This window comes from Kitasatospora sp. NPDC097691, assembly GCF_040302665.1.
Classification (GTDB): Bacteria; Actinomycetota; Actinomycetes; order Streptomycetales; family Streptomycetaceae; genus Kitasatospora.
Genome location: NZ_JBEORY010000026.1, coordinates 43077 through 69685, shown reverse-complemented (window position 1 = coordinate 69685; position 26609 = coordinate 43077). Strand labels below are relative to the sequence as shown.

General features: G+C 69.7%; 25 protein-coding genes and 2 pseudogenes. 16 read left to right on the top strand and 11 right to left on the bottom strand.

The genetic code is table 11. The features are described 5' to 3' along the window. Positions 1–603: 603 nt before the first annotated feature. From ABTY56_RS20040 to ABTY56_RS20030, 3 genes are all read left to right on the top strand, one after another. A complete protein-coding gene (locus ABTY56_RS20040) occupies positions 604–2067 on the top strand; it encodes a DUF2637 domain-containing protein (RefSeq protein WP_350630265.1) in 1464 nt (487 codons plus the stop codon). A gap of 161 nt (positions 2068–2228) precedes the next feature. Continuing rightward, positions 2229–2807 carry a TetR/AcrR family transcriptional regulator gene (locus ABTY56_RS20035; RefSeq protein WP_350630264.1) on the top strand — a complete coding sequence of 193 codons (579 nt, stop codon included), beginning with the start codon at positions 2229–2231 and terminating at the stop codon, positions 2805–2807. Between the two features lie 142 nt (positions 2808–2949). Further along, a complete protein-coding gene (locus tag ABTY56_RS20030) occupies positions 2950–3831 on the top strand; it encodes an SDR family NAD(P)-dependent oxidoreductase (RefSeq protein ID WP_350630263.1) in 882 nt (293 codons plus the stop codon). A 171-nt stretch (positions 3832–4002) separates the two neighbouring features. Here the strand turns inward: ABTY56_RS20030 and ABTY56_RS20025 are convergent, their stop codons facing one another. Beyond that, positions 4003–4737, bottom strand: coding sequence for a dienelactone hydrolase family protein (locus ABTY56_RS20025; RefSeq protein ID WP_350630262.1), 735 nt, complete (start codon positions 4735–4737; stop codon positions 4003–4005). 488 nt (positions 4738–5225) lie between these two features. Then, entirely contained in the window at positions 5226–5732 is a 507-nt protein-coding gene (locus ABTY56_RS20020) for a MepB family protein (RefSeq protein ID WP_350630295.1), read from the bottom strand. 789 nt (positions 5733–6521) lie between these two features. Here ABTY56_RS20020 and ABTY56_RS20015 point away from each other — a divergent pair. The 4 genes and pseudogenes from ABTY56_RS20015 to ABTY56_RS20000 form a co-directional block, all read left to right on the top strand. Further along, on the top strand, positions 6522–7190 hold the full coding sequence (locus ABTY56_RS20015; RefSeq protein ID WP_350630261.1) for a sensor domain-containing protein: 669 nt from the start codon (positions 6522–6524) through the stop codon (positions 7188–7190). Then, positions 7187–9034, top strand: coding sequence for a DNA/RNA non-specific endonuclease (locus tag ABTY56_RS20010; RefSeq protein WP_350630260.1), 1848 nt, complete (start codon positions 7187–7189; stop codon positions 9032–9034). The genes ABTY56_RS20015 and ABTY56_RS20010 overlap by 4 nt, the downstream gene beginning before the upstream one ends. A gap of 33 nt (positions 9035–9067) precedes the next feature. Next, positions 9068–9604, top strand: coding sequence for an SMI1/KNR4 family protein (locus tag ABTY56_RS20005; RefSeq protein ID WP_350630259.1), 537 nt, complete (start codon positions 9068–9070; stop codon positions 9602–9604). Positions 9605–9615: 11 nt separating this feature from the next. Continuing rightward, positions 9616–9864 (top strand): annotated as a pseudogene (locus ABTY56_RS20000) (hypothetical protein); the annotation flags it as partial. Positions 9865–9977: 113 nt separating this feature from the next. On the opposite strand, the gene ABTY56_RS19995 reads toward ABTY56_RS20000, so the two are convergent. After that, complete coding sequence (locus ABTY56_RS19995; RefSeq protein ID WP_350630258.1) at positions 9978–10880, bottom strand: LysR family transcriptional regulator; 903 nt, start codon at positions 10878–10880, stop codon at positions 9978–9980. 99 nt (positions 10881–10979) lie between these two features. Between ABTY56_RS19995 and ABTY56_RS19990 the strand changes: the two genes are divergently transcribed. Beyond that, positions 10980–11726, top strand: a complete 747-nt coding sequence (locus tag ABTY56_RS19990) for an SDR family oxidoreductase (RefSeq protein ID WP_350630257.1) — start codon at positions 10980–10982, stop codon at positions 11724–11726. Positions 11727–11756: 30 nt separating this feature from the next. Here ABTY56_RS19990 and ABTY56_RS19985 read toward each other — a convergent pair. The 3 genes and pseudogenes from ABTY56_RS19985 to ABTY56_RS19975 all read right to left on the bottom strand — a co-directional run. Beyond that, positions 11757–11906 (bottom strand): annotated as a pseudogene (locus ABTY56_RS19985) (IS630 family transposase); the annotation flags it as partial. Next, on the bottom strand, positions 11846–12880 hold the full coding sequence (locus ABTY56_RS19980; RefSeq protein ID WP_350630256.1) for a serine/threonine-protein kinase: 1035 nt from the start codon (positions 12878–12880) through the stop codon (positions 11846–11848). The pseudogene ABTY56_RS19985 and the gene ABTY56_RS19980, both read right to left, overlap by 61 nt. A gap of 248 nt (positions 12881–13128) precedes the next feature. Continuing rightward, positions 13129–13581 (bottom strand): hypothetical protein, encoded by a 453-nt coding sequence (locus tag ABTY56_RS19975; protein WP_350630255.1) that lies wholly within the window; start codon positions 13579–13581, stop codon positions 13129–13131. 814 nt (positions 13582–14395) lie between these two features. On the opposite strand from ABTY56_RS19975, the gene ABTY56_RS19970 reads away from it, so the two are divergent. Together ABTY56_RS19970 and ABTY56_RS19965 are read left to right on the top strand one after the other, a co-directional pair. Continuing rightward, on the top strand, positions 14396–14605 hold the full coding sequence (locus ABTY56_RS19970) for a hypothetical protein (protein ID WP_350630254.1): 210 nt from the start codon (positions 14396–14398) through the stop codon (positions 14603–14605). After that, the gene (locus ABTY56_RS19965) at positions 14598–14855 is read left to right on the top strand and encodes a hypothetical protein (protein ID WP_350630253.1); all 258 of its coding nucleotides are present in this window, start codon (positions 14598–14600) and stop codon (positions 14853–14855) included. Before ABTY56_RS19970 ends, ABTY56_RS19965 begins: the two co-directional genes overlap by 8 nt. Before the next feature lie 170 nt (positions 14856–15025). Here the strand turns inward: ABTY56_RS19965 and ABTY56_RS19960 are convergent, their stop codons facing one another. Continuing rightward, positions 15026–15601, bottom strand: coding sequence for a hypothetical protein (locus ABTY56_RS19960; protein ID WP_350630252.1), 576 nt, complete (start codon positions 15599–15601; stop codon positions 15026–15028). Positions 15602–15911: 310 nt separating this feature from the next. After that, the gene (locus ABTY56_RS19955) at positions 15912–16337 is read right to left on the bottom strand and encodes a hypothetical protein (protein ID WP_350630251.1); all 426 of its coding nucleotides are present in this window, start codon (positions 16335–16337) and stop codon (positions 15912–15914) included. 582 nt (positions 16338–16919) lie between these two features. Between ABTY56_RS19955 and ABTY56_RS19950 the strand changes: the two genes are divergently transcribed. Together ABTY56_RS19950 and ABTY56_RS19945 are read left to right on the top strand one after the other, a co-directional pair. Next, entirely contained in the window at positions 16920–17654 is a 735-nt protein-coding gene (locus tag ABTY56_RS19950) for a hypothetical protein (RefSeq protein ID WP_350630250.1), read from the top strand. Between the two features lie 305 nt (positions 17655–17959). Next, positions 17960–18424 (top strand): DUF4265 domain-containing protein, encoded by a 465-nt coding sequence (locus ABTY56_RS19945; protein WP_350630249.1) that lies wholly within the window; start codon positions 17960–17962, stop codon positions 18422–18424. A gap of 177 nt (positions 18425–18601) precedes the next feature. Here ABTY56_RS19945 and ABTY56_RS19940 read toward each other — a convergent pair whose 3' ends face one another. After that, positions 18602–18988 carry a hypothetical protein gene (locus ABTY56_RS19940; RefSeq protein ID WP_350630248.1) on the bottom strand — a complete coding sequence of 129 codons (387 nt, stop codon included), beginning with the start codon at positions 18986–18988 and terminating at the stop codon, positions 18602–18604. A 349-nt stretch (positions 18989–19337) separates the two neighbouring features. Between ABTY56_RS19940 and ABTY56_RS19935 the strand changes: the two genes are divergently transcribed. Further along, positions 19338–20045: a hypothetical protein gene (locus ABTY56_RS19935; RefSeq protein WP_350630247.1), complete on the top strand. Its 708-nt coding sequence runs from the start codon at positions 19338–19340 to the stop codon at positions 20043–20045. 463 nt (positions 20046–20508) lie between these two features. On the opposite strand, the gene ABTY56_RS19930 is transcribed toward ABTY56_RS19935, so the two are convergent. Both ABTY56_RS19930 and ABTY56_RS19925 read right to left on the bottom strand, forming a co-directional pair. After that, on the bottom strand, positions 20509–20721 hold the full coding sequence (locus ABTY56_RS19930; protein WP_350630246.1) for a hypothetical protein: 213 nt from the start codon (positions 20719–20721) through the stop codon (positions 20509–20511). A gap of 20 nt (positions 20722–20741) precedes the next feature. Next, on the bottom strand, positions 20742–22193 hold the full coding sequence (locus ABTY56_RS19925) for a radical SAM/SPASM domain-containing protein (protein WP_350630245.1): 1452 nt from the start codon (positions 22191–22193) through the stop codon (positions 20742–20744). Positions 22194–22396: 203 nt separating this feature from the next. On the opposite strand from ABTY56_RS19925, the gene ABTY56_RS19920 reads away from it, so the two are divergent. From ABTY56_RS19920 to ABTY56_RS19910, 3 genes are read left to right on the top strand one after another with little or no spacing between them, the layout of a single operon-like run. After that, entirely contained in the window at positions 22397–24454 is a 2058-nt protein-coding gene (locus tag ABTY56_RS19920) for a carbamoyltransferase family protein (protein WP_350630244.1), read from the top strand. Beyond that, positions 24448–25572, top strand: coding sequence for a cupin domain-containing protein (locus ABTY56_RS19915; protein ID WP_350630243.1), 1125 nt, complete (start codon positions 24448–24450; stop codon positions 25570–25572). The genes ABTY56_RS19920 and ABTY56_RS19915 overlap by 7 nt, the downstream gene beginning before the upstream one ends. After that, positions 25569–26144 (top strand): 2OG-Fe(II) oxygenase, encoded by a 576-nt coding sequence (locus ABTY56_RS19910; protein ID WP_350630242.1) that lies wholly within the window; start codon positions 25569–25571, stop codon positions 26142–26144. Before ABTY56_RS19915 ends, ABTY56_RS19910 begins: the two co-directional genes overlap by 4 nt. Positions 26145–26609 lie beyond the last annotated feature (465 nt).

The following is a 26609-nucleotide window of genomic DNA, read 5'->3' as shown; positions in this document are numbered from 1 at the left end:
ACCCGGACCCGCGGCTGTGCGTCGACAACCCCGAACCCCCCCGCGCGGCGCATGTGCTTGTGGCGCTCCGGTCACACGCACCAGCCGTCCCGGTACGCAACCCAGTGGTCCGGGGTCGGCGCGAAGTCCACGTACAGGGCGAGGCCGAACTGCTGCCGCCCGCCCGGCCCGAGGGCCAGCCGCGAGCCCCGGACCGCCGCGCGGACCGTCTCGGCGTCGCCGCGGTGGGTGGGCGTGTCGGCCCACGCGGCAGGCCCACCAGGAGGTCGCCGGCGGCGAGGTGTCGTTCGTCCGCCCCGCGTGCCGGAGGTCCTCCGACGGTTGGCGGACGGCCTCCTCACGCCCAGGGAAGCGCGCCTGGTCCTTCGGTCGGAACGAGCAGTCCCGCCTGGAAGCCGGTACGCGACGCCGCTTCGGCGCGCCCTAGGATCCGTCCGGTCGATCATGTGCGGAGTCGGCTGACGAGGGCGGCCGCGGTGACGGTGCCGACGAAATGGCCCGCGCGGGGGTCCGTGAGGCTGCTGACCAGGTATGTCCCGTGCGCCTCGTCCGACCCGCATGACAAACTGCACCGCCTGAGCACCAAGCAGAGAGGGGAGAGTCGTGACACGACCGGTCCTGACCAGGGTCCACTGGGCCTTGATTGCGCTCGTCGCGCTGGGCGCCACGTTCGTGGCGCTGATCGGCCTGGCCGGCTCGTACCTGGCGGTCCGCCGGTTGGCCTTCGGTGTCGGGATGGGCCGGTTCGCGTACGCCTTCCCGATCGGCGTGGACGTCGGCATCCTCGTTCTCCTCGCCCTGGACCTCCTCCTCACCTGGCTTCGCATCCCGTTCCCGCTGCTGCGCCCCACCGCCTGGGGCCTGACAGCGGCGACGATCGCCTTCAATGCCGCGTCGTCCTGGCCCGACCCTCTGGGCACCGGGATGCACGCCGTCATCCCGGTCCTCTTCATCATCATCAGCGAGGCGACGAGACACGCGATCTCACGGATCGCGCGCCTCAGCTCCGACCGGACCATCGATAAGATCCGGCTCACGCGATGGCTCCTCGCCCCCCGGCAGACCTGGGCGATGTGGCGGCGGATGCAGTTGTGGGAGATTCGCAGCCTGGATGAAGCCGTCCGGCTGGAACAGGCTCGGCTCGCCTACCTCACCTTGCTGGAGGACGCCCCGCTCGGCCCGGACGGGAAGCTGCCTGCCGCCGCGCACCTGCCGTTGAAGCTGAACCGACTCGGCGTGCCGATCGAGTGGACCTATGAGGACGGCCTCGCCGCTGCCGGCGTCGCCACCCGTCCCCTCGACCGGCTCTTCGCCGCCCGCGCGTCAATCGCCGCCGGCCGGCCGCAGCAGACGGAGGCACCGGCGGATTCGGCCCAGCAAGTGCCGACCATCGCCGGTCCGCGCAAGGAGCTGGCTTCAGCGGACGGTGAGATACCGTCCACGCCTGTCGGGGGATGGACGGAGCCGTTGCGGGCGCAGTTCGACGGCGTTGCGGGCCCGGCGTCCGGCAGGCCGGCCGCTTTGCGGGAGCCGGCCGGGCAGTCCTCCGCGGTTGCGGGACCGGGCCCCGAAGCCTTTGCGGGTGTGGGCCACCTCGTTCGGCAGAGCCCGGCGCCTCCACAGGCCGATCCCGAGTCTTCGCAGGCCTCGGATTCCCGCACGGCTCTTGCGGGTTCGGGACAGCCTGAGGAGCCGCTGCAGGAGACCTTCGCGGTCCTTGCGGAGACCACCCGCACGGAAGGGAGCGAGCGCGCTGTCGACCCGGGCGAGAACGACCTGCCGACCATCGACCCCGCAGTGGCGGAGAAGGCACTCGCTGCCGGCATTCCCATGGCGTGGACCGTCGGCTTCGCCGTACTGGTCGCCGAGTACGGGCGCCACCCCGGGCCGGAGGAACTCCGTCGCCACCTCTACAAGAGCCCCTACAACCTCCGGGCGCGGGGCAAGGACGACCAGCCGGTGAGCCTGCGCAGCGTCGAGCGCTACTACAACGATCTCAAGGACCTCTTCCCGCTCCCCGGCCAGGAGGATCAGGAGCGGTTCCAGTTGGAGAGCGCAGGGGCCTGAGCCGCCCTGCACGACGACGGTCCGGCACCCTTGGGTGCCGGACCGTCGTCGGCTGCACGGGTGGGCAACCTGGGCCCCGCCCGGCGGGCCGGACGGCGGGCGAGCCGGGTGGGGGTGCCGGTGCCTGGGGGAAGGTGAGCGGGCCCGCCTATGCTGACCGGGTGAGATCGACGGGTGAGCAGGGGCCGGGGCTGCGGGCGGATGCCGCGCGCAACCGTGCCCGGGTGCTGCAGGTGGCGCGGGAGCAGGTGGCGGCGGGGGACGACTCGCTGCAGCTGAATGCGATCGCGCGGCTGGCCGGGGTCGGTGTGGGGACGGTGTACCGGCACTTCCCGAACCGGCACGCGCTGTGGGAGGCGCTGCTCGTCGAACGCTTTCGGGAGTTGGTCGAGGAGGCCCGGGCCGCGGCTGCGGACGAGGATCCGCTCGCGGGACTGCAGAGGCTGTTGCGGTTCACGCTGGCGCGGGCCCTGGAGGACTCCGGGTTCGCCGCCGTGCTGGAGTCGGCCGCCGACACGGATGCCCGGACCGTCGAGCTGAAGCGTGAACTGGACAGTTCCACGGCCCAGTTGCTCGACCGTGCGCGCCTGACCGGCGCGATCCGCCGGGACATCGGGCCTGGTGACGTGCGCCGTCTGCTCTGCGGGGTCGAGCACGCGCTGCGCTCCGGTGAGCACGGCCCCGAGCGGACCGAGGTCTATCTCGGCGTCCTCGTCGAAGGCCTGCGTCCTCCGCGCTGATCCCGTCGTCGCCGGCTGGTCCGGGGCAGGTTCGGCCGCAGAAAACGGATAGCTATCCGAATCATCTGCTAGCGTCCTCGCATGAAAACGGATATCCATCCGTTTCGAGAGAGCTGAACGCGCGAGAGCGGAGGGCGGGCCCATGGAACAGCGGGCTGTGGTGACGGCGGGGACCGGGGGCATCGGGCTGGAGACCGCAGTGGGGCTGGCGGCGCAGGGGCTCGCCGTCATCGTCGTCGGGCGCGACCCGGAGCGGGGCGCCCGCGCGGTCCAGCGGATCGGCGCGGCCGCGACCGGCGGCGAGCCGCGCTTCCTGGCCGCCGACCTCGCCTCGCTCGGCGAGGTGCGTGCGCTCGCGGCCCGCCTGGCCGCCGAGGGGCCGCTGAAGATCCTGGTCAACAACGTCGGCGCGATGTTCGCGAAGCGCCGGCAGACCGTCGACGGGATCGAGGCCACCTTCGCCGTCAACCACCTCTCGCCGTACCTGCTGACCGAGCTGCTGCTCGACTCCCTCCAGGACGGCGGACCGAGCCGGATCGTGAACGTCAGCTCGTCGGCGATCGGCCTCGCCAAGCGCACCTTCGCCGCCGTCGAGCCACCGGGCGGCTACTACGGGTTCCACTGGTACGGCCGGGCCAAGCTCGCCAACCTCGTCTACACCCTGGACCTCGCCGAACGCCTGCGCGGCAGCGGAGTCGCCGTCCTCGCAGCCGACCCCGGCGGCGCTGCGACGGCCATGACCGACGGCACCATGACCTCGCCCACGATCGTCTCCCCGCCGCTGCGCCTGCTGTGGCCGCTGGTCCGTCGACGGTTCGAACGCTCCACCGCGGGCCCGGCCTCGCTGGCCGCGCGTTCGTCGATCGCCGCCGCGACCGACCCCGCCCTCGACGGCCGCACCGGACTGCTCATCGGTCCCGAGGCCCACCCCGTCCCGGTCTTCCGCGGCAGCACCGACCCGCGTGCGGTCGCCGACGTCCTGCGCCTCAGCCGCCGGCTGGCACCGACGGGGGAGCGGAGCTGAGCCGCGCGCCCCCGCCGGTGCGGTCGGCGTTGATGCCGCGTGGAACGGTCAGGCCCACCGGACGCGACACGTTCAATGCCTCGACCGTCAGGACCGCCCGCGGCGACAAGGCAGCCGGTCAGCTTGTCTCGCCTCCTGCACCGCCTGGTGCGAGGATTCCGGGCCTGAGCCTCAGCCGTTGGCCACGGTGCGGCCGAGAAGGGGCAGCAGGCGGTCCCAGTGGCGCTGCAGTGCGGCGGGGTTGAAGGCATCGGTGTCGGACATGGTGAAGCCGTGGACGGTACCGGGGTAGATCTCGGAGGCGTAGCTGACACCTGCGGTATCCAGGGCCCGGTTGAGCTCGCCGAGGGCCTCGGGGGTCATGTCGCCTTCGGCGTGGCCGAGGTAGACCTGGGCGGTGAGCTTGGAGAAGAGGTCGGGCCCGTCGACGCCGACGGGGCCGTGGAATCCCGCGATAGCGGCCACCTGGCCGGGGTGGGCCGCGGCGGTGCGCATCGCCAGAAGGCCGCCTATGCAGTAGCCGGTCACCGCGACCCGTCCGGCACTGACCTCGGGCCGGGTGGTGAGGAAGCCGAGGTAGGCGTCGGCGTCCCTCAGGACACGTTCGGGGGTGTGCGCCTCGATCAAGGGCATCAGCTGGGCGAAGACCGCGGGCCGGGCCTCCTCGCCGATGTGCTCGGGAAGCTCGATCACCGGTGCCGGACCGTGCCGGTAGAAGAGGTTGGGGACGAGCACGTAGTACCCGTGCCCGGCCAGTTCGCGGGCCATCTCCCGCAGCACGGGCCGGATTCCGAAGCCGTCCGCGTACATCAGCACCCCCGGGTGCCGCCCGCCACCGTCGGGGAAAGCGGCGAACGCGTCGGCCTGGCCGTCCGCGGTGGGAATGTGCAGCATCTTGGTGGTCATGAATCCTCCAGTCGTCGTTGATGTGTCAAGCCTGAGATCAACACGACGGAGGCGGAGCCCGAGCAGAAGCGCGGAATCCTCGATCCGACAGCGGGCCGGTGCCGACCCGTACGGCGCTCAGAGGAGCACCGGGTCACCAATCCGTGTGTGGCGCAATGCCGTCCCGGTAGTCATGCCTGCAACGTAGCCCACCGAACAGGGCCGATGCCAGCCCCCCCCGGGCCACAGTGCTGTTCGCGAGATTGATCGGAGGAAGTCGCCGACAAGACCTTCACCTCCTGCGCCGGTCGGCGCGGGGCCGCCCGCGCGCCGTTTGCCGACAGACTCCTCGTCACCGGACGCCTCGACAAGGCGTGCACGCTCAGAACCCGCGGGATCCACGTCGAAGACTTCCTGCGACCGTTCCTGCGGCTGCAGTCGTTCGGTTGGTCGGGCCGACCGAGGTCGGCCCGACCAACCGGCAACCACCTGAGTCACCGGTCTCGGGTTCAGGGGTGGTAGAGCGCCCCGGCGCGGGTGGAGTCCGCGGGGTGGCCCTCGGGGATGGTGAGGAAGTAGTCCGCCTGCCACACCTGCGTGCTGCGGGCCTGGCGGGCGGTCGGGAGCACCCAGGGTGGGTAGACGCGGAACGCGCGCTTCCCGCCCACGCCGGCCCGTGAGACGATGCCCTGTTCGCAGAGCACATCCCGCGGAAAGACGAACTGCCCGAAGTGCCCGCGGTCGCGGCAGCTGACGACGAAGAGGTCGACGGGGTCGGCAGCGTCGAACGGCTGAATGGGTCCCTCTGCGGACCTCTTCCACACGGTGACGAACTGGCCGACCTTCTTGGGGGTCGTCTTGGCGGCGCGAAACCTCACCGACAGGCCGTCGACGGTCAACTCATGTGCCCCGTACTCGGCGCTCTCCGTCTCGGCCACCGGTTGCGAGCAGATGAATCCGTTCGGTTCGTAGACCAGTTTCTTCGCGGCGACAAGGTCGGCATGGATCGTGCCCAGGCGAAGCCAGGTGCCGGTCTCCGCGGCCGGAGCATTCGAACGCCCATCATGATTTGACGTCATTCGCCCTATCCTGTCATCACTCCCTGTCGGCCCGGCTGATCGGATGGTGCTCCGGTGGCGCCGGGCCTGGCCCGGCCCGCACGGTCCCTGACCTCACCGACTTCGGCCAGGAGTCGCTGTCCGGGGTGGCAGCCGTCCGAGAAGCGGCCTGGGCGCTGGGATCGGCCAACCCTGTCGCGCACCACCGATGCGCGTGATCGGTCGGCCCAAGTCCCGCGCAGCGCAGCACGCGTGGTCGACGAACTCCCGCATGCCAGCTGACAGTTGCCAGCGCTGGTGAATGCTCGGAACGTCCTCGAATTCGGAGCGGGAGGTCTTGCCATGCCGCACTGAATGAGTGACGGTATGTGCCGGATCCGTCCACAGAACGCAACCGGGTCCGCCTGGTCGCGGTGTGCTGTGGGGGAGGTCAGTGTGGCCGAAGACGACGACTACATCATCCAGCCACCGGCGGATCCGGGCCGTGGTGGTGCGGCCTGGCGGGCCGATGCCGGTTCCGCCGGGCCGCCCGGCGCGGGGAGTCCGCCGCCGCCCGGCGCGGGCAGTCCGCCGCTGCCCGGCCGGGTCGGGCCGCCGGACGGCCCCGGGCGGGCGAGGCAGGGCCCGCTGCTTCGCCGGCTGCGGGCGAAACGGTCGCGGCCGGCACCCGACGGGGGGCCGTTGCCGGGGCAGGCGGCTTCGCGGCCCGCTCCTTCGCAAGCCCGCAGCCGGCGCCGTGGCGCCCGGGTGCTGCGGCACTGGCCGCTGCTGGTGGCCGCGGTGGTGCCCTGCCTGGTGCTGGCCGGCATCGGGTGGTGGATGTGGCCGCAGCAGCCTGCGGGTCTGGTGCCGCATGTGGCGGCGGGGACGGTCCAGGCGGGCGTTCTCAGTGCTGACAGCGTCAGCCGGCTGGCCGGGACGACGGTGGTCGCCGGGCCGCAGTCGGACCGGCCCCACGCGGCGCTCGCCGTTGCGCCGGCGGAGTGCGCCGTCGCGGCGGGGCCGACGACGCAGGCGGTCTACGGGCAGGCGTGGAAGGCGTTCCTGTCGGCGACCTACCAGGACTCCGGGGGCGCCGGCGCCTACACCGTGAACCAGGTGATCGGCGTCTTCCCGGACGCCGAGAAGGCCGGTGCCGCCTTCCAGACGCTCACCGACGGTCTCGCCGGCTGCCCGTCCGCCACGGTCACCGGCCAGGCCGGGCGCAGCTCGACGTGGACCTACGCGGCGCACCCTGTCACCGAGGTCGCCGTGGCGTGGACCGCGTCGCAGGACGGCAGCGCGGGCTGGGCCTGCTACCACCAGGCGCGGGTGAAGGGCACGAGCCTGGTGCAGGCCTCCGTCTGCCAGGCGGGTGACGGCGAGCCGACCACCTCGAAGGTCGCCGACGAGCTCACCGCGAAGGTGACCGGATGACCGCGCACCCGTTCGGGGCGGCCGCCCGCCCCAGGCGGACGGTGAGGCGTGGCGTCGCCCTGGTGCTGGCCCTCCTGCTGCCGGTGATCGGCACGGGAGCGACCGCGACCGCGACCGCCGCCGACACGCCGGTCATGACCCAACCCGACACCGTCGCCGGCCTGTCCCAGTCCAGGGACATCGCGGCCGTCGCCCCGGCCCTCGCCCAGAAAGTCGACGCGCAGAACCGGACGGCGGCCGACATCGAGCGAATAGGCAAGGAGGTGGTCGCCGAGGCCGAGCGGATCGCCAAGGAAGCCGCCGAAGTGCGCAGCGCCCAGACCGCGCTCGACGCCAAGACCGCCGCGGTGAACCAGGAGACCGACAGCCACAACGAGCACGCGAGGACCCTGAGCGGCAAGATCGACGCCCACAACGCGGCCCCGCCTCCTCGCGACCAGGCCGCCGCCGTCAGCCGCTACAACGCCGAGGCGGACCAACTGGAGGCCGAACAGGGCCAGGTCAAGGCCGAGGAGGCCAAGATCCAGGGCGAGCAGGCCGAGATCCGGCAGGAGGAGGCCCAGCTCAACTCCCGCGGGGCCCAGCTCAACGCCGCCTCCAAAGCCAACGAGGCGAAGGCCGCCGACGGCAAGGCCAAGACCCAGCAGCTCCAGCTCCAGACCCAGCAACTGCTCCAGGAAATGGCCCAGCTGCTCGAGAGCCTCGCCGCGGCCCCGCCCAACCCGGCGGCGGCGATGGATCAGGGCGGGGACGCGCCGGCCCCGCTGGAGCGCAACGACGAGGCCCGAGGCCTGGAAGCCGACACCGCCGACAGCCCGTACCGGCAGCCGCAGACCTCCGCCATGAAGCAGTACGCGCAGCAGGCCGGCGCGCCCGTCGACACGCGGCCGGGCACCGCGTACCTGACGCCCGAAGCCGTCGGGCGGCTCTCGGCCGCGCAGGCGGCCACGCTGACGAGTCCTTCCGTCACCTACGACGGGCTGGTCCGCAAGCCCAACGGCCACTACACGGCACTACGCGTACAGGCCCCGGCCGCTGCCCCAGCCCCGGCCACTGCCCCGGCCCCGGCTCCGAACGTCTTCGAATCCGGCGGGCTCGTCGCATACCGCAACGGCGAGCAACTCCTCATCGACGGGATCACGACGGTCCAGGAAGCACCTGTCTCCTCGGAGCCCGAGCCGATTCCGGGCCCGCGCCCCGGCGACTCGGGGGCAGCGGACGAGCGTCGGGACCACGACTGCCTTCGCGGTGGCGAGGGCTGGGTCGACATGGGCGATATCGATGCCGGCCACGGCGGTCGCGCTACCGGTGCCGAGGCATGCTTGAACAGCGCTTACCTAGCAGACCACAAGGGCACTCGGACCGATGTCGAGAAGGAGGCGCCTCCCGGATACATGTGGGCCAAGAGGTATGCGGGTTGGCTGGAGCTGGACTCCAGTCAGGCCATCAACGCCTGCCACATACTGGCCGGCCAGTTGAGTGGCTCGGGCACCGACCGGCGGAACATCTCGACCTGCTCGCGCTCCGCCAATACCTATGTCAAGCAGTCTCAGTTCGGTCCTATCCCGGAGAACATGAACTCTTGGGAGGACAAGGCGAGGCATGCCGTCGACAACGGGCAGATCGTTCACTACAAGGTGGTCCCCAACTACGCTGGGGACAGAACCGTCCCCGTCGCCTACGAGATTTCCGCTCAAGGCACGTACCCCGATGGCCGGCCTGGCCTCAGGTTCGACACGGTGGTGCCCAATATGATCCTCAGCCCGAGCAAGGGTTGGCGGAACCTCGGATTGGTGACGCACACTGAGACCGACCAGCCGGTGCCGATCGGCAGTGAGCCCTGACCGTTGATCCATCGTTCTGATCAAGGGGAGTCCATGAGGCTTGACAGGCTCAAGGTGATGATGCCTGCCCCAGCAGCCGGCGGGGACGGCGTCGACTGGGCGGCTGCCGAAGCGGCCCTCGGCCGGCGCTTTCCGTCCGACTACCGAGAGTTCATCGAGCTCTATGGAGCGGGGACGATCAGCGACCATCTTGGTGTGGCGCACCCGGTGTCCGTGAGCGGGCCGGGCGAGCGCCCGACCGATGTGGCGGAGGAGACCGAGGAAGCCCGCTTCACGTTCGGCCGGACTCGCGCGGGCCTCCCGGCAGAGCTGGTCGACGAGTCTGCGCTGATCGGTTGGGGACACAGCGACGCCGCCGATGCGCTCTGCTGGCTCGCCACCGGGCCTGACCCGGACCGCTGGCCGGTCGCGGTGTGGAGCGACTTCGAGCGGAAGTGGCTCGTCCACGACGTCGGGATGGTCGACTTCCTGGTCGGATTGCTCGCAGGAGAGTTGGACGAGTGCCCACTCAGCGACCTCTCCCTCTGGGGGCGCCCGAGCCAGCGGTTCATCAACTGGAGAGATGTGTAGGCTTCTCGTCCTTCGACAGGTACCGTCGGCTCCTGTGGAAGCGCGGAGTCACGCCGGTCATCGCTCGACGCGGACTTCCGCACGGCTGCGGCCTGGGCGGTCCGCTGGGTAGGCGAGCGGACGAACGGCGGATCCACGGCTTCCGACGGCTACGGATCCGCTGGGAGATCCGCGACGACATCCACGAGGCGTTCGGCCGCAATCCCCGTCAACTCGGTGGTGCGCTTGCGCGTCCGTACCGCGTGGCGATTCACGGCTGACGGGCCGAGTGGGAGATCGGTGGAGTCGGCCCCGCACCGGAGCGGTCGACAGCCCCGCCGGCCGTGCAGCGCGGCGACAGCCCTTTGTGGAAACCTCACAGAGGCAAGGAGGGTCAGTCGACCGGCAGTTCGTTGTTCTCTCGCTCGGAGGTTGTGCCGAGCATGGTACGTGCGACGTCTTCCAGTGATCCGAGCAGCGGGTTGGGGTCGTCAGCGCGCGTGACGAGCACGACCTCGCAGGGATCGATGTCGACGACGGGCACCAGGGCGATGTCCTCGCGCACAGCAGCGCGTCGGTCGCCGGCAGGGAAGATCGCGACACAGTGGCCGGTGGCGATGAGTTCCAGCTTGTCCTCGAAGCTGTCGTCGATCGCGGGCGGGGGCGGTGCCGGGCGGTCGCCGACCGGCCTGGGCGTGCTCCAGACAACCGGAGTGCTGACGCAGGCCACCAGTTCCTCGTCCGACAGATCCCGCAGGCTGACGGGCTTCCCGTTCGCCAGACGATGACTCGCCGACGTGACGAGTACCCGCGACTCCTCATGGAGCTTGCTCACCCGGAAGCCGTCCGTGGGCAAGGGCAGGGGTCCGTACGCGACGAGGGCGTCGACCCGCCCCTCGGCGAGGGCGTGCGTGTCCCGCCAGTCGAGGTGCCGGGTGCGGACCTGCCCGTCGGGGTGCCGGCGGCGCAGTTCCTGCACCCAGGCGGTGATGACCAGTCCTTCGGCGTAGCCGACGGTGATGGTGCGCGGCCGGACGGCGGCTCTGGCCGCGCGAGCGGCGCGCTCGGCCTCCTGGAGCAGCATCCGGGCCCCGGGAAGGAAGGCCTGACCGGCGTCGGTGAGGCTGCTGCCCTGCGGCGAGCGGTCGAAGAGCCGGACACCGAGCTGAGCTTCCAGCCGCTGGATCTGGCGGCTCAGCGACGGCTGCGCCAGGTGCAGTCTGGTGGCGGCCCGGCCGAAGTTGCCGTACTCCGCCACGACCGTGAAGTAGTGCACGAGCCGCAGATCGAAGTCCATTCGCCCAGGGTACGTCGCGCGCCGCCATACGCCCGGGGCATGACGGCATGCGGAACAGGTCTTGGACAGTGTGCGCGGGTGGGTATTTGGCTGGAGGGCATGACCACTTATGACGGCAAGAAGATCGTGATCACGGGCGGAAGCAGCGGTATCGGCCTGGCTGCGGCCCGGTTGTTCGCGGACGGCGGGGCGCACGTACTGATCACCGGCCGTACCCGATCCACCCTGGACGCCGCGCTGGAGCAGTTGGGGGACAAGGCGATCGCCGTCCGTAGCGATGCCGCGTCCCTGAAGGACATCAAGGCGCTGGCCGGCACGGTCCAGGAGCGGTTCGGCGCGGTGGACGCGCTGTTCGTCAACGCCGGCGTCACTGCGTCCGCGCCGTTCGAGACGACGACGGAGGAGATGTACGACGAGCTGTTCGGCGTCAACGTCAAGGGCCCGTACTTCACAGTGCAGGCGTTGGCGCCGCTGCTGCGCGAGGGAAGCGGCGTGGTCCTCACCACGTCGGTGGTGAACGTCCTGGGACTCGACGCGCTCAGTGTCTACTCGGCGAGCAAAGCAGCCCTGCGGTCGATGACACGCACCCTGGCCCGCGAGCTGCTTCCGCGCAAGGTGCGCGTCAATGCCGTGAGCCCCGGCCCGATCGACTCGGGCATCCTGGACCGCGCCATGCTGCCCGCCGACGTCGTCGAGGCGACGAAGGACGCCTACCGGAGCACCATCCCGATGCAGCGGCTGGGGACATCCGAGGAAGTGGCCGCCGCAGTGGCGTACTTGGCGTTCGAAGCGACCTTCTCGACGGGAACGGAGCTCCCCGTCGACGGAGGGGCTTCACAACTCTAGGTGCTCCGACCGCACAGGCTCGCCGGGGCATCAGGGCGCGGTGGAGAGGGGGCGTCCGCCCCAGCGGATGCCCTTCTCACTGCGGATGCGGATGCGGGCGCGCTCGCGGCGTTGGGTGGTCAGCACGTCGGGATGGCGGGTGTTCCGGTTCCGCCGGCGTAGGCAGGCGTGCAGGGCTCGGGGGTGTCGGGGTGGAGCATGGTGTGCAGGCATCGCTGCAGGCCGGTCCTACCGCCCGTGGAGGCGGCCTGCATCCAGGGCAGGGGTTCGAGGAGCTGGGCGAGGTCGGGGGTGGCGAGGTCGTTCAGCATGGTGCGCAGGTCGTCCGGGACCGGGCCGTCGGTGAGGCACAGCCCGCCCAGGGCGGCGCTGACGCGGACTTCGGGCGGCCGGGTGGGGGCGGACCAGCAGGCGCGCATCCAGGCAGTGGTCGGCATGTCCTGCTGTGCGAGGGCCAGTTGGGCGATCGCTAGCACCAGGCCCGCGCGGACGGCGGGGTCGGGTTCGACGGGCAGGCGGGCGTGGACGACGGTGAGGATGTCGCGGGCGCGGCCGGCGGCTGCCGCCAGCGCGTAGGCGGCGGCGAGGCGGACGGCGGGGTCGGGGTCGGCGAGTACGGGCAGGAGGAGGCCGGTGTCGGCGGTGATCGCCTCCCGGGCGGCCTGCACCGACCAGTTCTGCGGGTAGCCGGTGGGCTCGAAGAGCCAGTCGTCGGCGCCACGGAGCCGCAGCAAGTTCTCGCGTGTGCAGACGCCTTGGTGCCGCATGCGCGCCACCTCGCCCACGGCGGTCAGCGCCCCGGCGCGGTGACTGCCCACCGCCGGGCCGGCTCCGATCCGGACCAGGAACGGCACCGCCGGCGCGGCCGCGACCCTCATGTCGTTGGCGCACAGCCCGAGGATCGTGCTGAGGGCGCGGCGGGTAGCGGTGTCGTCCCCCGAGCGGACCTGCTCCAGATCCTCTCTCACGTCGGTCCCGTCCGGGAACCGCTCCCAGGGCACTTCCTCGACCAGGAACCCGTCCTTGGCCTCCGGACGGATGTCCGCCACCACCGTCCGCACGTCGAGCGGCCCGCCGGCCTGGTCGAGCGGATCCCCGTCGACGAACGCCCGGATCACCGCCAGCTCGGCCGGACCGTACTCCCACGCCTCCACCAACACCCCCCATCAGCGACAGCACACCATCATCGCGACCGGACCGACTCCAACCGCCGCCCTGCCGGCACCCGGGCGCGGCGCCAGGCACCCGCCATGGCCGGTCGGCCGCAGCAGGCTTCAGCCTGACGGCCGGTCTTCTCAAGCCATCAAAGTTGATCAGGCGCCGGATGTATGGGCGGGCCGGCTTCGCCCTGCTTTGCCCCGCCTCGCAGGCGGCCCTTCGGGCGGGTTGAGTGCAGTCCCCACTACGGGCAGATCCAGCAGTAGAGGTTCTGACCACGGGCGACGGATCGGCGCGCGAGCGCGGCAAGGCTGCTCAGGAACTCCGCGAGCCCGTCCGGGTCGGGCGGTGTGGAGAAGACGTCAGACGCAGACCAGCTGCGGGCGACGACATCACCCAGCAACTCGGCGTTGAAGTCAGCGATCGAGTCACGGAACGCATCAGTGATCGACACGCTGACCACTTCACCGTCTCCCACCATGGCCACCAGATGGCCATGCCGAGGATCGGCCTCGACAACGTCGGCCGATCGACCCGAGATGAGCACCTCAGCGGGCAGCAAGTCGACCACCGGGTCGATGCCCTTCACCACGAACTCGTCATATCCCGTGCCGGTGGGCTCGTCGTCGTCGCGTTCAACCGCCCGGCGTGCGTCTTCGTCACCATCAGCGGCGTAGTAGCCAAAGAGAACACCCATGCAGCCGATCATGGCACCCGGCCCTGACAGCCATCCCAGCGTCCGGGAAGCCAGCGGCTGGTACAGCCCGTTACCGACCGCAGAAGCTGGGCAAGAACCACAACTCACCTACAGGGCCGGCCACACCGCTGACGGACGTCCTGGCCGCCTGGCTGGGGCCGGAGGTGGTACGGCCCGTCGACTGGCCTGCCGACTCCCACGGCCCCTCCCACCCGGCGGTCGGCGCCGCCCTGATGGCCTGTGTCCGCGCCGCACAGCGAGCCCGAGGCGAGGACGGTGAGGTGCTGACGGGAGTGCTGAACGGGAACACCTCATACCTGCAGTTCGCCGGCCGGATCCCGACGACGGACACATGGCACGGATACCTCGCCCACACGACGCTGCGCCACCTGACGTTGTGCGCCGACACTCCGTGAGCCGCGACCGTTGCCAGCGCTCGGCTTCGCGGTGCATCCGGCCCGCGGCGGCCACCACCCCATGCTGTCCGCATCGGCCGGGTCCGGCGGACGCGAGACGATGCAGCGGGCACGCCGGTTCCTCCCGTGCTCGGCGCGACCCGCCGCGGTCGGCGGACGAGGACACCCAGCCCCCGAGCGGAGCCAGGCGGCGATCCGGACGGACTGCCTGCGGACAACCTCGCCACCGCAGGCATCGGAGCGCTCCTCGCCTTCGCCGCCCGGATCCTCTCCCGAGGGAACACGGCCGGCCGTGAAACCCGGACCGGGGCCGACGGCCACTCATCCCCACCGACGCGACCGGAAGCCGCAGCGACCCCCTACCCTGAGAGACAGCAGACCAATACCAGGAGGACGCGATGCGGAGGGTGTTCGACCCCGACGAGTCCGAAGCACTGCGCGCCACCGCCCGCGACGCGGCGTTGGAGGACCCGACCCTGGCGTACGTCCTCCTCGACCTGGCGGACAGCGGCGTCGACCCGAACGACCGTCCCACCCGGGACGACATCAAGGCCGAGTGCGGCATCGAGACCGCCCCGGCGACCGGCGGCGAGCAGCGCGTTGCCTGACCGCCAGCCGCGCCGCGCGGTCATCACCTTCCACGAGGTCGCCGAACGCCAGCTCGCCGAGATGGACGACGCCGCCCTCGCCCGTCTCGACCCGCACCTGGACACCATCGCGTTGACCCCGAAGACCGCCGGTATCCAGACGCGACCCGACAGCCCGGTCCGCGACTACGCCAAGGACGGCGTCCGGATCGCCTACGTCTCCACCGTGCTCGGCACGATCATCCTCGTCGCCTACATCGAGGCCGACTGAACCACCCGGCCCCGCGTCGCCGCCAAGACTCCGGCTCGGCCGCGAGCCCCGAGCAGCCCGGCCCTGACCGTTGTCACCGCCCTCCAGCACGCACTGCGCGCCGAACACCACCGGAGGACCGTGTCTGCGTGAACGAGGTCGGGCGACCCACAGCCGGGCCACACACCCCGTCAGGCCGTGGACCGGCCGTTGACGCGGTACTCCTCGAAGGGCACCGAGTCCCATTCGGTATGCGCGCCGTCGCGTGCCACCATGAACAGCGGGCGCGATCGGAGGGCCTGCCCGACCAGTTGGCCGCGCATGACGACCCCGGAGTCATCCGGTCCTGGGTAGCCCTCCGGTGTGTAGCGGAAGTGCACGTCCATCGTCTCGGCATACGCGATCATGTCGTTCTCCAGTTCCGACAGGTCCCGCCCGACCAGCGGGATTCCGTCGTACGCGACCTGGGGACCCTGCATGGCGTCGGCCGCGATGCAGTACAGTCCCGCGACCTGGCTCACGTAGGCCGTGACGGCGGGCAGCGAAGTGGCCGCTCCGCGACGGACGACCTCGACCTTCCAAGCCGGCGAGAAGATCGCGTGGTGCCGTGCACAATCGCTGGCCCTCGTCTGGCCGAGGACCTCGGCCGCCTTGACCACTTCGTCGACGGTCATGCCGAACCGGAGCGGTCCGACGCCGACAGCCGACGAATAGGACCACTCGTCCCGTTCGACGGCTTCGAAGTAGGCCTCGGTCCTGAACGCCATGGTCACTCCTTCAGCGGCAGTGAGACTTGCCGCCGCTCATCGTGTCGATCGCCGACCGGCAGACTGCTGTGACTGGAAGCGCCACGTGTTCCCCGCCACCGGCGGCCTTCTTCGGTGGGCGGACTCGGTCCAGGCCGACCGGTTCTTCTGGCTGACCGGTTCCGCCGATCCCGGCCGCCGGCCGATTCTCGCCCAGCCGCTTGATGGCGTCGCCGCCGGCTGGGAGCGATTCGCTGGACCCACCGGCGAGTTCACGCCAGGGCGACGGCGCTCGCCGGGGCCAATGGGGCTTGACATGCCGGCCCGAGGGCTACGAACGCTCGGCACCACCGAGCTTCCCCAGGAAGCGATCCAGCTCAGAACGGGAATGGAACGAGACGTTCAGCCGGGTCGGCCTTGTCTTGCCGGGGAGGTTCAAGAACAACGCGTTCCAGGTGCGGCCGATCTTGACGCGGCTGACCAAGCCGCCGGCATCCTTGAGCGGGACGACGTGCACCAGCTCCTTCGGATGAGGGTTCAAGCGAGGGCCGCGGTGAATGAAGACCGACCGATCCGTGACGCTGATGAAGTAGGACTTGATCAAGAACATGCTGAGCAGTCCACCGAGCAAAGCGCCGACGAGATACTGACTCGGCCCGCTGATCGCCAAGAGCACCAGGCGGGGTCGCTCAGTCTGGTCCAACTGCAGAACTGCCCGTCTGGCCTGCGACTGAAGCTCGAGCTTCTGATCGGCCATGAGATGCCCCCACTTCGAAAGAACTGTGTCCCACCTGGACACGGGAGCAGACGATAACGATCAGTGTGATGGCTGCGGCCACCAGGGGTGCAACAGACTCCCCGCCCGCCGGCTGCCCCAGGCCGACCATCCCCACACCGCAGCCCCACACCGCAGCCCACACCGCGGCCACCCGAAAGCTGCAGATCATCGAGCTGCAGTACGGTTCAACCACCACGCTCTCACTCTCGCGGAGGGGTTGGCCGCGCCCCGCTCGGCTTGGCCCCGGCCCGGCCGTGGGCAGCCGTCGATGCTCTCATAGCTGAAGAGGGTCACCCATTCGAAAGTCTGACCGCCCCTGCTGTCATCATGCCGCGGCGTGCGAACCGGCTGCTCGACCTTCTTCGCATCGCGGAATCCCGGTCAGAGCTGTAACCCGCCTTTCTGATCTGCCTGCCCCGGGCACAGCGGCCCCGCCACAGCGGTGTCCGTCACCGCGGCGTCGGTCACCGCGAACTCGGAGCTCGGCCACGCGGACCGGGAACCGGCCGGTTTCGCACCTGCCGCCGGGCCCGCTTCTCGAATGCCCGTACGATGCGCCACATGTTCCTCGCAATTGACACACATTCCGACGCGTACCTGGACGGACAGCTCGTCGGGGCCGGCACGGTCGGGCTCGTGGCCGGGCTGCTGGTCTGGACACTCACCCGTTCCTGGCGCAATCCGGTCGCGCGCACGATGGAGGACGCCCCGCGTGTTGCCGCGCTGCGCGCCAGGCGCCGTGCCGTCGTGTCGGTGGGGATCCTGCTGTTTGTGGCCGCTGCGGTGGCCGTGCCGGCTGTCAGTGCGACGTCCGGCGCACCGTACGGTCCCGCCGCCCGGTCCGGTCCGACCGGGCGCACGGTCGAGGGGCCCGCGACGGTGGCCGGGTACCAGTTGATCACCGGCGATGCTGCGGACCAGCTGTCGGCCAGGGTGCGGGGGAGCGCGGAACACTACTGGTTCTACTCGGCCACTGCGGACGGGACCAGGCCGGACGTCGTCCTCGCCGTTTCCACGACCGCGTGGGATCCGCGATTCGCCCAGGAGAACGCCGCGCACTCGCTCTCTTGGGGCCTGGCCAACTACTTCGCGGGTGCCAAGGTCGACGACCCCGAGGACGTGGACCCCGGCCCGCTGGGCGGAGTGATGCAGTGCGGCCGCCAGAGCAGCACCGGGATCGTCGTCTGTCGCTGGGCGGACGCTTCGACCGCGGGCAGCGTGATGGCGCCGGCCGTCAAGGACCTTCACCAGGCCGCGGTTTTGGCCCTCCAGGTCCGCACCGCGGCCGAGCAGTGACCGCACACGGGCGGTAGCGCTTTCCTGCGGTCGGCGCCCCTGCCCGGCCCGTCGTCGTACGCCGCAGCCGGTTCTGACGGGCCCTGCCCGCCATCGATTCGGGCCTTCGCCGCTCTCCCGCAGAGCGACTGGGACGCTGTCGTCAACGGTCTTGCGCACGAGTGGAGTTCGGGTGCCGGGTTGCGCGGATCGAGCGCATCACGTGCCGGTCGTGCGGCCGGGTCTCCTTCCCGGTGTCTCCCTTGCGCTTGCGGATCTCGGATGGCCTCGGGGCCGTGGTCGGAGGCGTGTGGGACGATCACTCAATGACCTCCGATCCTCAGCCGCCGACTGGCACCCACGTACGCCTTCTGGCTGGGCACGCCGGGTCCGGGCGCCCGGTGTTCGAGGTTCTGCCGGCCCGCCTGGTGAAGCCGGGCCTGTTCGAACTGGCGGGAAGCCCGGGCATGGTGCTCGGATGCGCGGCCGGTGACGTGCTACGGGTCGCTGATGACGGCCGGTTCGAGGTTGTCGAACAGGGCGAGAACCTGTGCATCCAGGCAGCCGGCCTCGGGCAGGTGAGCCCCGAGGCGTTTGCGGCGCTCAAAGACGCGGTCGGGAAGCTCGCGGGCGTAGCTGAGGCGCCGGCAGGCCTGCGCTTCATCGTCGTCACTGTGGGCCGCGCGGTTGGCCTGGCCGCGATCGAGCAGGTCATGAGCACCTGGGCCGCAGGCCTCGATGGCGTCGAGTGGTGGTTCGGCAACGGAGATCACTCGGCTTCCTCCGTCTGAGCAGGCCGGTGGGCGGACCGCCGGAGGCGCGTTCTTCCGATCCTTCGCTCCGGTGCCGGCCGAGCCTGCTCCGGCGATCTCCCGCCCACGGTGTCATCTCGCCCGGCGTGCCGGGTTGACCGGCGACTCCTACCGGACCCGCCGGCGACGCGATCTCCTGGCGAAGGAGAACCGAGCTCACCAGGACTGAGCGTGCCGGTCGTGCTGGTCGGCCGAGCGATAGATGTGCTCTTGCCCTTCGAGGTCTTCGAACTCGACGTTGAAGGACACGCCCATCCCGTTCAGTGACGCCAGCAGGTCAGTGATGCGATCGGGGTCCACAAACCCGCTGAACACGACGGGTTCGAGCGGCATCAGCTCAAGTTCTGCGGACTCGTTCTCGACCTGGAACTCGGTCCAGCTCGATCGACGGACCCGCCAGCCGGCGCGGAAGAACAGCTCGGCCGCGCTTTGAGCGCTGGTTGTCCCGGTCAGAGATCCCCAGACGTTGTTGCCAAGATCAAGCTGAGCCATGGCGGCGGCGTCAAGACGCGGCCCGTCCGTCCCTCCGGAGGTGAAGTCCACGCCGGACAGTATCGGGCAGACGACCTTCACCTCGCGCATGAGCCGGCGGACAGGCCCGCACCGGCCCCAGGGGGTCAGTTCTGCGGGACTGGTGCCCGTCGACACGAGTCGGCCGGGCCTGGACGCCCCGGAGACGGAGGGCATCCACAGCCCGGACCGCACGCCCTTTCTCGTGCCGTGGACCGATCCTCCTCCAGCGGAACGGGCGCGCTCGGTGGTGCAGCACCACTGGTTCCGCCGAGGGAATCGGTCGCCGGACAACTGGGCCCTGGACTGCGCCTCGGTGCCCTTGCGTCTCCCGGCACCGTCGGGTGGAGCCGGCCGACGGTGCCGGGGGATGATCCCCTGCGTGGCTGAAAAAGCAGGTGCGGATGTGGACGAGGCTCGTGCATGGGATGAGCGGCTGGGCTGGGCGTTCGGACTGATAGCGGATGATCCGGCTGCAAGAGCGGCAGCGCTGGTCCGTCTGGCTGAGGCTCAGCGGAATGTCGCGGAGGCGCTCGGCCGGTCCAACGAGATGTGGTGGCTGACGCGGCCTCTGGGAGCGGACGAGCAGTACCGGGAGCCGGCTTTTCTGCAGGCGCGCCGGAGGTATCAGCAAGCCCAGAGGCATTCGCTGCCTGATGGGGTGTGGGGTAGACCTGTGGGCGGAGATCTGGCGACGTGGCCGGGGCTGCCCTATGCGCTGCTCTTCCTGGAGTGGGAGGCGAGGTACCCGCGGGAGTGGACAGAGTATGCGAAGGCGTGGGGTACGAAGCAGAGCCTGATCCGGGACGTGGCCCGCACGCACCAGGACGAGGCGGTCAAGGCGAAGCTCACCGACCTGGTCGAGATCGTCGTCCACCGCGCGTATCGCTGCAAGGATCGCGAGTACGTGCGGGTCGCCCGGGCCGTCGACAGCGCCGACCTGCGCGGCAGGCTCGATCGTGCAGCCGATTCGGACAGCCCGTGGGCCCGCTGCCAGGCCGGCTATGTGCTCTGGCTCCTTGACCACCCCGACCTGCCGAATACCCGTCACGTCTGGCGAGCCTGGGTAGCGGGCAGGCTGCGGCATTGACGTGACCGGGGACGATACCGGGAAGGCTTCCGTGATCACGGATTGCTCTACGCCCCGTGACCTGTCTGGAGGACCGTGCCTGCCGACGCATCGTCCCCGATCCGGCCTGCCCTTGACCAGCTGCGCGAGTAGCCCGATGTCGTGTCCGGGGGAGGTGCTCGGTCTGCTGGAGCGGCCGGCCCAGGTCCCGGACCCGCGCGATCCGCGCGGAGTGCGGCACGCGCTGACCGTCGTCCTCGCCTCACCGCGTGCGCGGTGCTTGCCGGGGCGGCCTCGCTGCCGGCGGTCGGCGAGTGGATCGCGGACGCGTCGCCGCCAGCTTATGCACCGGCACCACCGGCCGGTGCGCAGAGTGTTGAGCGCCTGGACGGTCAGTCGGGGGCGAACGCGCGTCCTGGAAGCGTTTCGGTCGAAACGCTTCCAGGACGCGCGGCCGAGGCTGAACGTCACCCTGCCCGGTGAGTCAGCAGCTGGGCCCACCGGGCGCGCTGATGCACCCGGGCGAAGTTCCCGAGTTTTGATCCATCATATCGCTGAGGTCCGCGAGCTGGTCCTCGTCGAGCGCGATCCGCATTCCCTTGCCGGACATGTCGATGTTCGCCTCCGGGACGAAGAACGTGAGCCGCTCCTTGTATTTCGGTTCCAGGGACTCGGGCACCTCGGGTTCGTCGGGCATGATTTTCCCTTTCTCGGCCGTTACCGCATGTGCTGGGCGAAATCGCCAGCCATCTTCACGTAATTGCGATGCTTGTCCTCGGGCGTGCACGTGGTGATCAGGCGAGAGCCGGTGTTCTTGCTGTCGCGTACGCGGCACGTCCCGCCGCAAAGGTATCGAATCTCGCACGTCTTGCAGCCCTCGACGTGGTCGACGTCGATCTGTGTCGCCAGTCCCGCCACCAGGTCGACGATGTTGCGCAGGGGCATGTCGTCGATGTGGCAGACCTTCCCGTCCAGCAGGTGGCAGGGGTAGACCGACCCATCGGGTCCGATCACCATCTGGTCAGCGTATCCGCACGTGGCCATATACCGCGTGATCTGGGGAGCGGTACCGTTGACCGTTGCAAGGAAGTCGCGCACTTCCTCTCGCGACGCCGGCCCGGCAGGGTCGATTTGGCTGCCGCGGCCGTGCGGCATGATGCCGTAGGTAAACTTGAAGGCGACATTCGGCGCCCCCGCGAAGCGATCTCGCAGCTGAGGGAATTTCTGCACCCAGTTGGGCCACGTGGCGGGCGCGATCGTCATGCCGATGCGCGTCGGAGTGCCCAGTTCGGTCAACCTGTCAATCGCCGCGATCGCGTGCTTGAAGGAGTTGCGGCCGCGGATGGCGTCGTGTGACTCGGCGTCGGGTCCGTCGATGCTGATCTGCACCAGGTCGGCCAGCGGATGAATCTGCTCGGCCAGCTTGGGAATCAGCAGGCCGTTGCTGAACAGGGTCACCTTCATGCGGTGCTCCTTGGCGGTCGCCATGAGCTCGAGACAGCCGGGATGCATCAGTGCCTCACCGCCGGTGAACAGCACCTGCCTGCCCCCGAGTGCGGCGAAGTCGTCGATGAACGTGCGCCACCGCGCCGTCGGGAGCTCGTTCGCGCGATCGATGTGCGGGCTCGAATCCGCATAGCAGTGTGCGCATTCGAGTTGGCAGGCCTGCGTGAGGTGGAGGCGGGCGAACAGCGTGACGCCCACGGGTTTGCGGTCGCGGTAGCCCGTCAACCCGCGAATCAGCCCGGAGGTCGCCAGGAGGGACACGACGTTCGAAACATTGTTCCATCCGGCGTCGTTCGCGATGCTGCGCGGCGACTCGCCGGCCGCGAATCTGAGGATGAGCCGGTGCTGTGCGTCGTCCGCCACGGCCAGTGCCGCCTCCTGGACGCCGACCCAGACGTGGGAACCGTTCACCGGCTCGTGGTGTAGTTCGTGGACCAGTGGCAAGGGTTCGTCGAGCGCGAGCGTGAGCTCCGTTGGTCCCGAGTCGGTCGGTGATGCGTTCAGCGTGACGTGCTCGGCCTGCTGGTCGGCTGCTCGCTGCACCAGAGTGCGCAGTTCTGCCTGCAGCGCGAGGGCGGAGATGTCCGGTGGGCGGGATTTGGACGGGCACGAACCGCACCCGGATGTGTTTGCGACGTTCAAGATCGGCAGCTGTTTCAGCATCCCGCCTCCATTCGTTCGGACCGGAAGCCGCAATCCCCGTGCTGAACCTACTAGACGTGCCGCCGTTCGGCGCGCGGGCTTCATTCGGAAGGATTAACGGAGCGGCCTGCTGCTGTGCGATTCGACGACTACGCCACCCCTCCGGGCATAGGCTTGGCGCGCGCCGGGTCGCCTCGAATTCCGATGATAGGCCGGGAGAACACTTGAGAAACACTGAAACGCCGTGGATTCTCGGACTCAGTGCCGCGCACAACGGCGGAGCGTGTCTGTTGCACGGAGCCGAGATCGTCGCCGCCGTCCAAGAGGAGCGGCTCTCAGGCATCAAGCGCGACCGCACCTACGGCGCCCGCGCCAGCCTGGCCACCGAGTACTGCCTTCGCCATGCCGGGATCGAGTCAGGGCAATTGGACGCCATCGTGCTGTGTGCGCAGGGGGAGGCGGGTCACGCCGAGCAGGACGTGAGCCTGAATCGTCAACTGCGCCAATGCTTTCACGGGATTCCTACCCTGCGGATATCGCACCACCTCGGCCACGCCATCAGTGCCTATGCCCTGTCAGGCTTCTCGGACGCCGCCATTCTCGTCGTGGATGGAATGGGGTCACCCGATCAAGATCTCAGCGAGGAGGAGCGCTGCGCCGTCATCGGCGCACCCTCCGGCTGGGAGATCATCTCGGCGTACGACGCGTCGGGAACGACCATCCGTCCCATCGCCAAGCAGCTCGTCCCGGATGGCAAGTGGCTGGACCACGCTGGCGAGGGAATGCCAGGCTTCGGCAGTATCGGCGGCATGTACTCCGCCGTCGCTCAGCAAATCTTCGGCGACCCGATGGACGCAGGCAAGGTCATGGGGCTGGCCCCGTTCGGTACGCCGTCGTTCCAGCCGCACGAATTCGTGTCCGTGACCCACGGCCTGGCGACGTTCGCCACTGCGGTGCCGGAGAAGTTTCGGCACTCCGAGCGATGGCCTCTGCGCCAGGGCGAGTACGCCGACCTCGCCGCCTCGGTTCAATCCGCCCTCGAGGAGGCGATCCTGGCGCTGGTGAGTCGGTTGCGCGCGTCGTCCACCTCGGCGTACCTGTGCTACTCCGGTGGCGTGGCGCTGAACTGCCTGGTGAACGAACGCCTGATGCGCGAGTCCGGCTTCTCCGACGTCTTCGTCGCGCCATTCGCCGAGGACAGCGGACCCGCCGTCGGCGCCGCGTTCTACGGACTCTGGCGTCACCACCAGCACCGCCCGGCCAGGCTGGTGAGTGAGGGATTCGGGCACCGCTATGGCCCGAGTGAGGTGCACGAAGCCATCCGATCGATCCCCCTTGTCGCCGTGTGCCCGGACCGAGATGTGACCGACATCGCCGACGTCGCTGCGGATCGGTTGGAGCGCGGACAGTTCGGGGCGTGGTTCGACGGCGGGAGCGAACTCGGCCCGCGCGCGCTGGGGCAGCGCAGCATCGTGGCGGATCCTCGCTGTGCGGAGCACAAGGTGAGGCTGAACCGCGACGTCAAGCAGCGAGAGGCGTTCCGCCCGTTCGCTCCATCGGTGCTGGCCGAACACGTCCACACCTGGTTCGACGTCGACGAGGCGCGGTGCGACAGCCCGTTCATGCTGCGCACGTTCACGTTCCGACCGGGCCGCGGATCCCGGGTGCCCGCCGTCGCGCACGTCGACGACAGCGCGCGCGTGCAATCCGTTCACGAAGAGCTCCAGCCACGCTTCCACTCGCTGATCCGGCGCTTCCACGAGCGCACCGGCGTGCCGATGATCTTGAACACGTCGCTGAACGGTTCCGGCCAGCCCATCGTCGAGACGCCGTCCGACGCGTTGTGGACGATGCTCGAACTGGGGCTGGACTTCGCGGTGGTCGAAGGCGTGCTCGTCGAGCCGGCGCCGGACTTCGAATCCGTCCTGGGGCTGGTGCCCGTCATCGTCGCCGATGGTTACACCGTCGACTATTCGTTCCCACCAAGGCCCACGACCTCGGTCACGGGCCGGGCGTCGGCCGTCCACTTCAAGGTGGTCACACCGTGGGGCAGCAGGCTCCAGCCAGTCACTGCGAGGGACCTGTCCGTGCTGGCACTGATCGACGGCGTGGCGACGGGTCGCGAAATCCACGAGCGGCTTCGGCGCGACCGGAACGACGAACTCGACGCCGCCCAGCTGATCCGGACGATGCGGTTTCTACGCCGAACCCGGATCATGGACTTCCGGGCAAGGTTGCCCTCGATCCCATTGGTTGATCGCCAGGAGGTTGTCGCATGGTGACGGGCAGTGAGACGGTGACACGCGGTCGGGTCGACGACTTCGTGTCCTGCACGGCCGCCGAGCTCCGGCACCGCTGGCGACGGTCCGACAACACCCCTGAATCGTTTCCATCCATTGCCGCCCGAGCCATCTCGGATGGCCTCGCCTGCGAACCTGTCACAGGCAACGACGTGCTGCACTGGGTGCTCGACGGTGCCGAGCTCCCCTTTCAACCGCGGCTCGACGAGACCTTCGGACAACCGCCCGTCACGCTCTACCACGACGGCGAGTTTCAGCTTGACGCACTGTTCTGGGTCCAGAGCAGCACCGACGTGCACGCGCACGGGTTCTCCGGTGCGTTCGCCGTCCTGGACGGTCAGAGCGTCCACACCCGCTTCGAATTCGCCGAAACACACCGGGTCGACGAGCATTTCATGATCGGGCGGGTCGTCGCCACCGACGCGGAGTTGCTCGGCGTCGGAGCCGTGCGCGAGATTCACCAAGGCCCTGCATTGATCCACTCCGTCGTGCATCTTGGTTGCCCGAGCGTGACCCTGGTGGCTCGCACCTGTGCGCATTCCGTCCCCATCCCGGAGTACGCCTACTTTCCTCCCGCCGTCGCTCTCGACCCCAGCAAGGACGATCTACTTCGGACACGTACAGTGCAGCTGGTCAGAATGCTGATCCGTTCCGGTGCCACGGCGCTCGGCCGGACGGTGGAGACGTTGATCGCCCGTTGCGACGTACACACGGCGTTCCTGGTGGCGCGCGAACTCAGTCGCAACGCGGCGGCCTCGGCACTGGTGCCGGCGGCGCTCGGGTGGTCGGACGCGCGGTGGCCGGGAGTGGCGGGGCCGTTCGGCGACGCCGTGGTTGCCGGACTGCGCCATGCGGGCGCCGTGACGATGTTGCATCGCATCACCGAGCCCGATTACCGGGTGGTACTGGGTGCCCTGGCCGCTCTCGACGAGCCCTCACAGTTGCGTGGGTTCTTGCAGAAGTACGTGGCCGCCGAAACCGATTCGCTCATCGCGGGTTTCGTACGCGCCGTGAGGGAGACCGGCGCACTGAACATCCCCGCCGAGAGACCCTTCGACCATATGATGCTCCGACCGTTGGCGGGCGAGGCGGCAGGATGATGGACGCCAACGCCCGCGTCATCGGCGAGCCCGGGCAGTGGGCCGCGATCGTGTCCGGCCTCGGCCCCGCCGTGTGTGCGGAGCTCGCCGAGCGGTGCAGGTCTCTCTATACCGTCACCCCTGGCGTCGTCGGCCAGAAGTCCTTGCCCGATCACCGCGTCGGCCATTCACGTCTGCTTCCGCGGTCGGCGCTGTTCGAGGACGTCTATCAACTCATCCGGGACGCGGGTGAGGCACTGAACCGCCGCTACTTCGAGCTGGACCTGACGGACATCGTCAAACCCCCGCAGTTCCTCGAGTACGTCGAGGGCCGCGGGCACTTCCACTGGCACAACGACTATGGCCTCGAACGACCGCTGTCCAAACGTAAGTTGACCGTCAGCATCCAACTCAGCGATGGTCGCGACTACGAGGGCGGTGACTTCGAGGTGTTCGGCACGCCGCAGCCCATGCCGAGGGCACAGGGCAGCATCGTCGTGCTCCCCGCCTTCGTGCACCACAAGGTCACATCCGTCACATCGGGAGTCAGGTGCGCATTGGTCGGGTGGCTGGCCGGACCGCAATTGCGGTAGGGGTGGCAGCACCTCGAAGGTCACGCCATCACGTAGCGCTCACCGCCGCAAGAATCAAAGTCGGACAGTTGGGAGGGAATCCCCTATCGAAAACCCTCTGGCACCCGCCTGCAGCACCGTCGGCGCTGCGACAGCCCGCGTAACAGCCGGCTCCACAACGGGCTGGGCGGTCGGTTCGGCTGCACATGCGCAACGGCCGGGCCGCGCTGCGCACCCGGTGCAGCGCGGCTGTGGCAGGCCGTCGCTGCCCGCAGCCGAACGCCGCCGTGACGCCCGGGAGGCCCTCAAGGCCCTCGTGCGTCGCAATGCCCGCCTGTCCGAGCGGCCGATGGACGGCCCGGGCACGGACACCCAGCAGGTGTCCGTGCCCGGCCCGTTCCAGCGAGGCGGCGGGGGCAGGTGCAGACCGCTGTCCCCGATCCCTCGCTCGGTGTGAACGGTCCGAACTGCCGCGGTCAGGCTTCG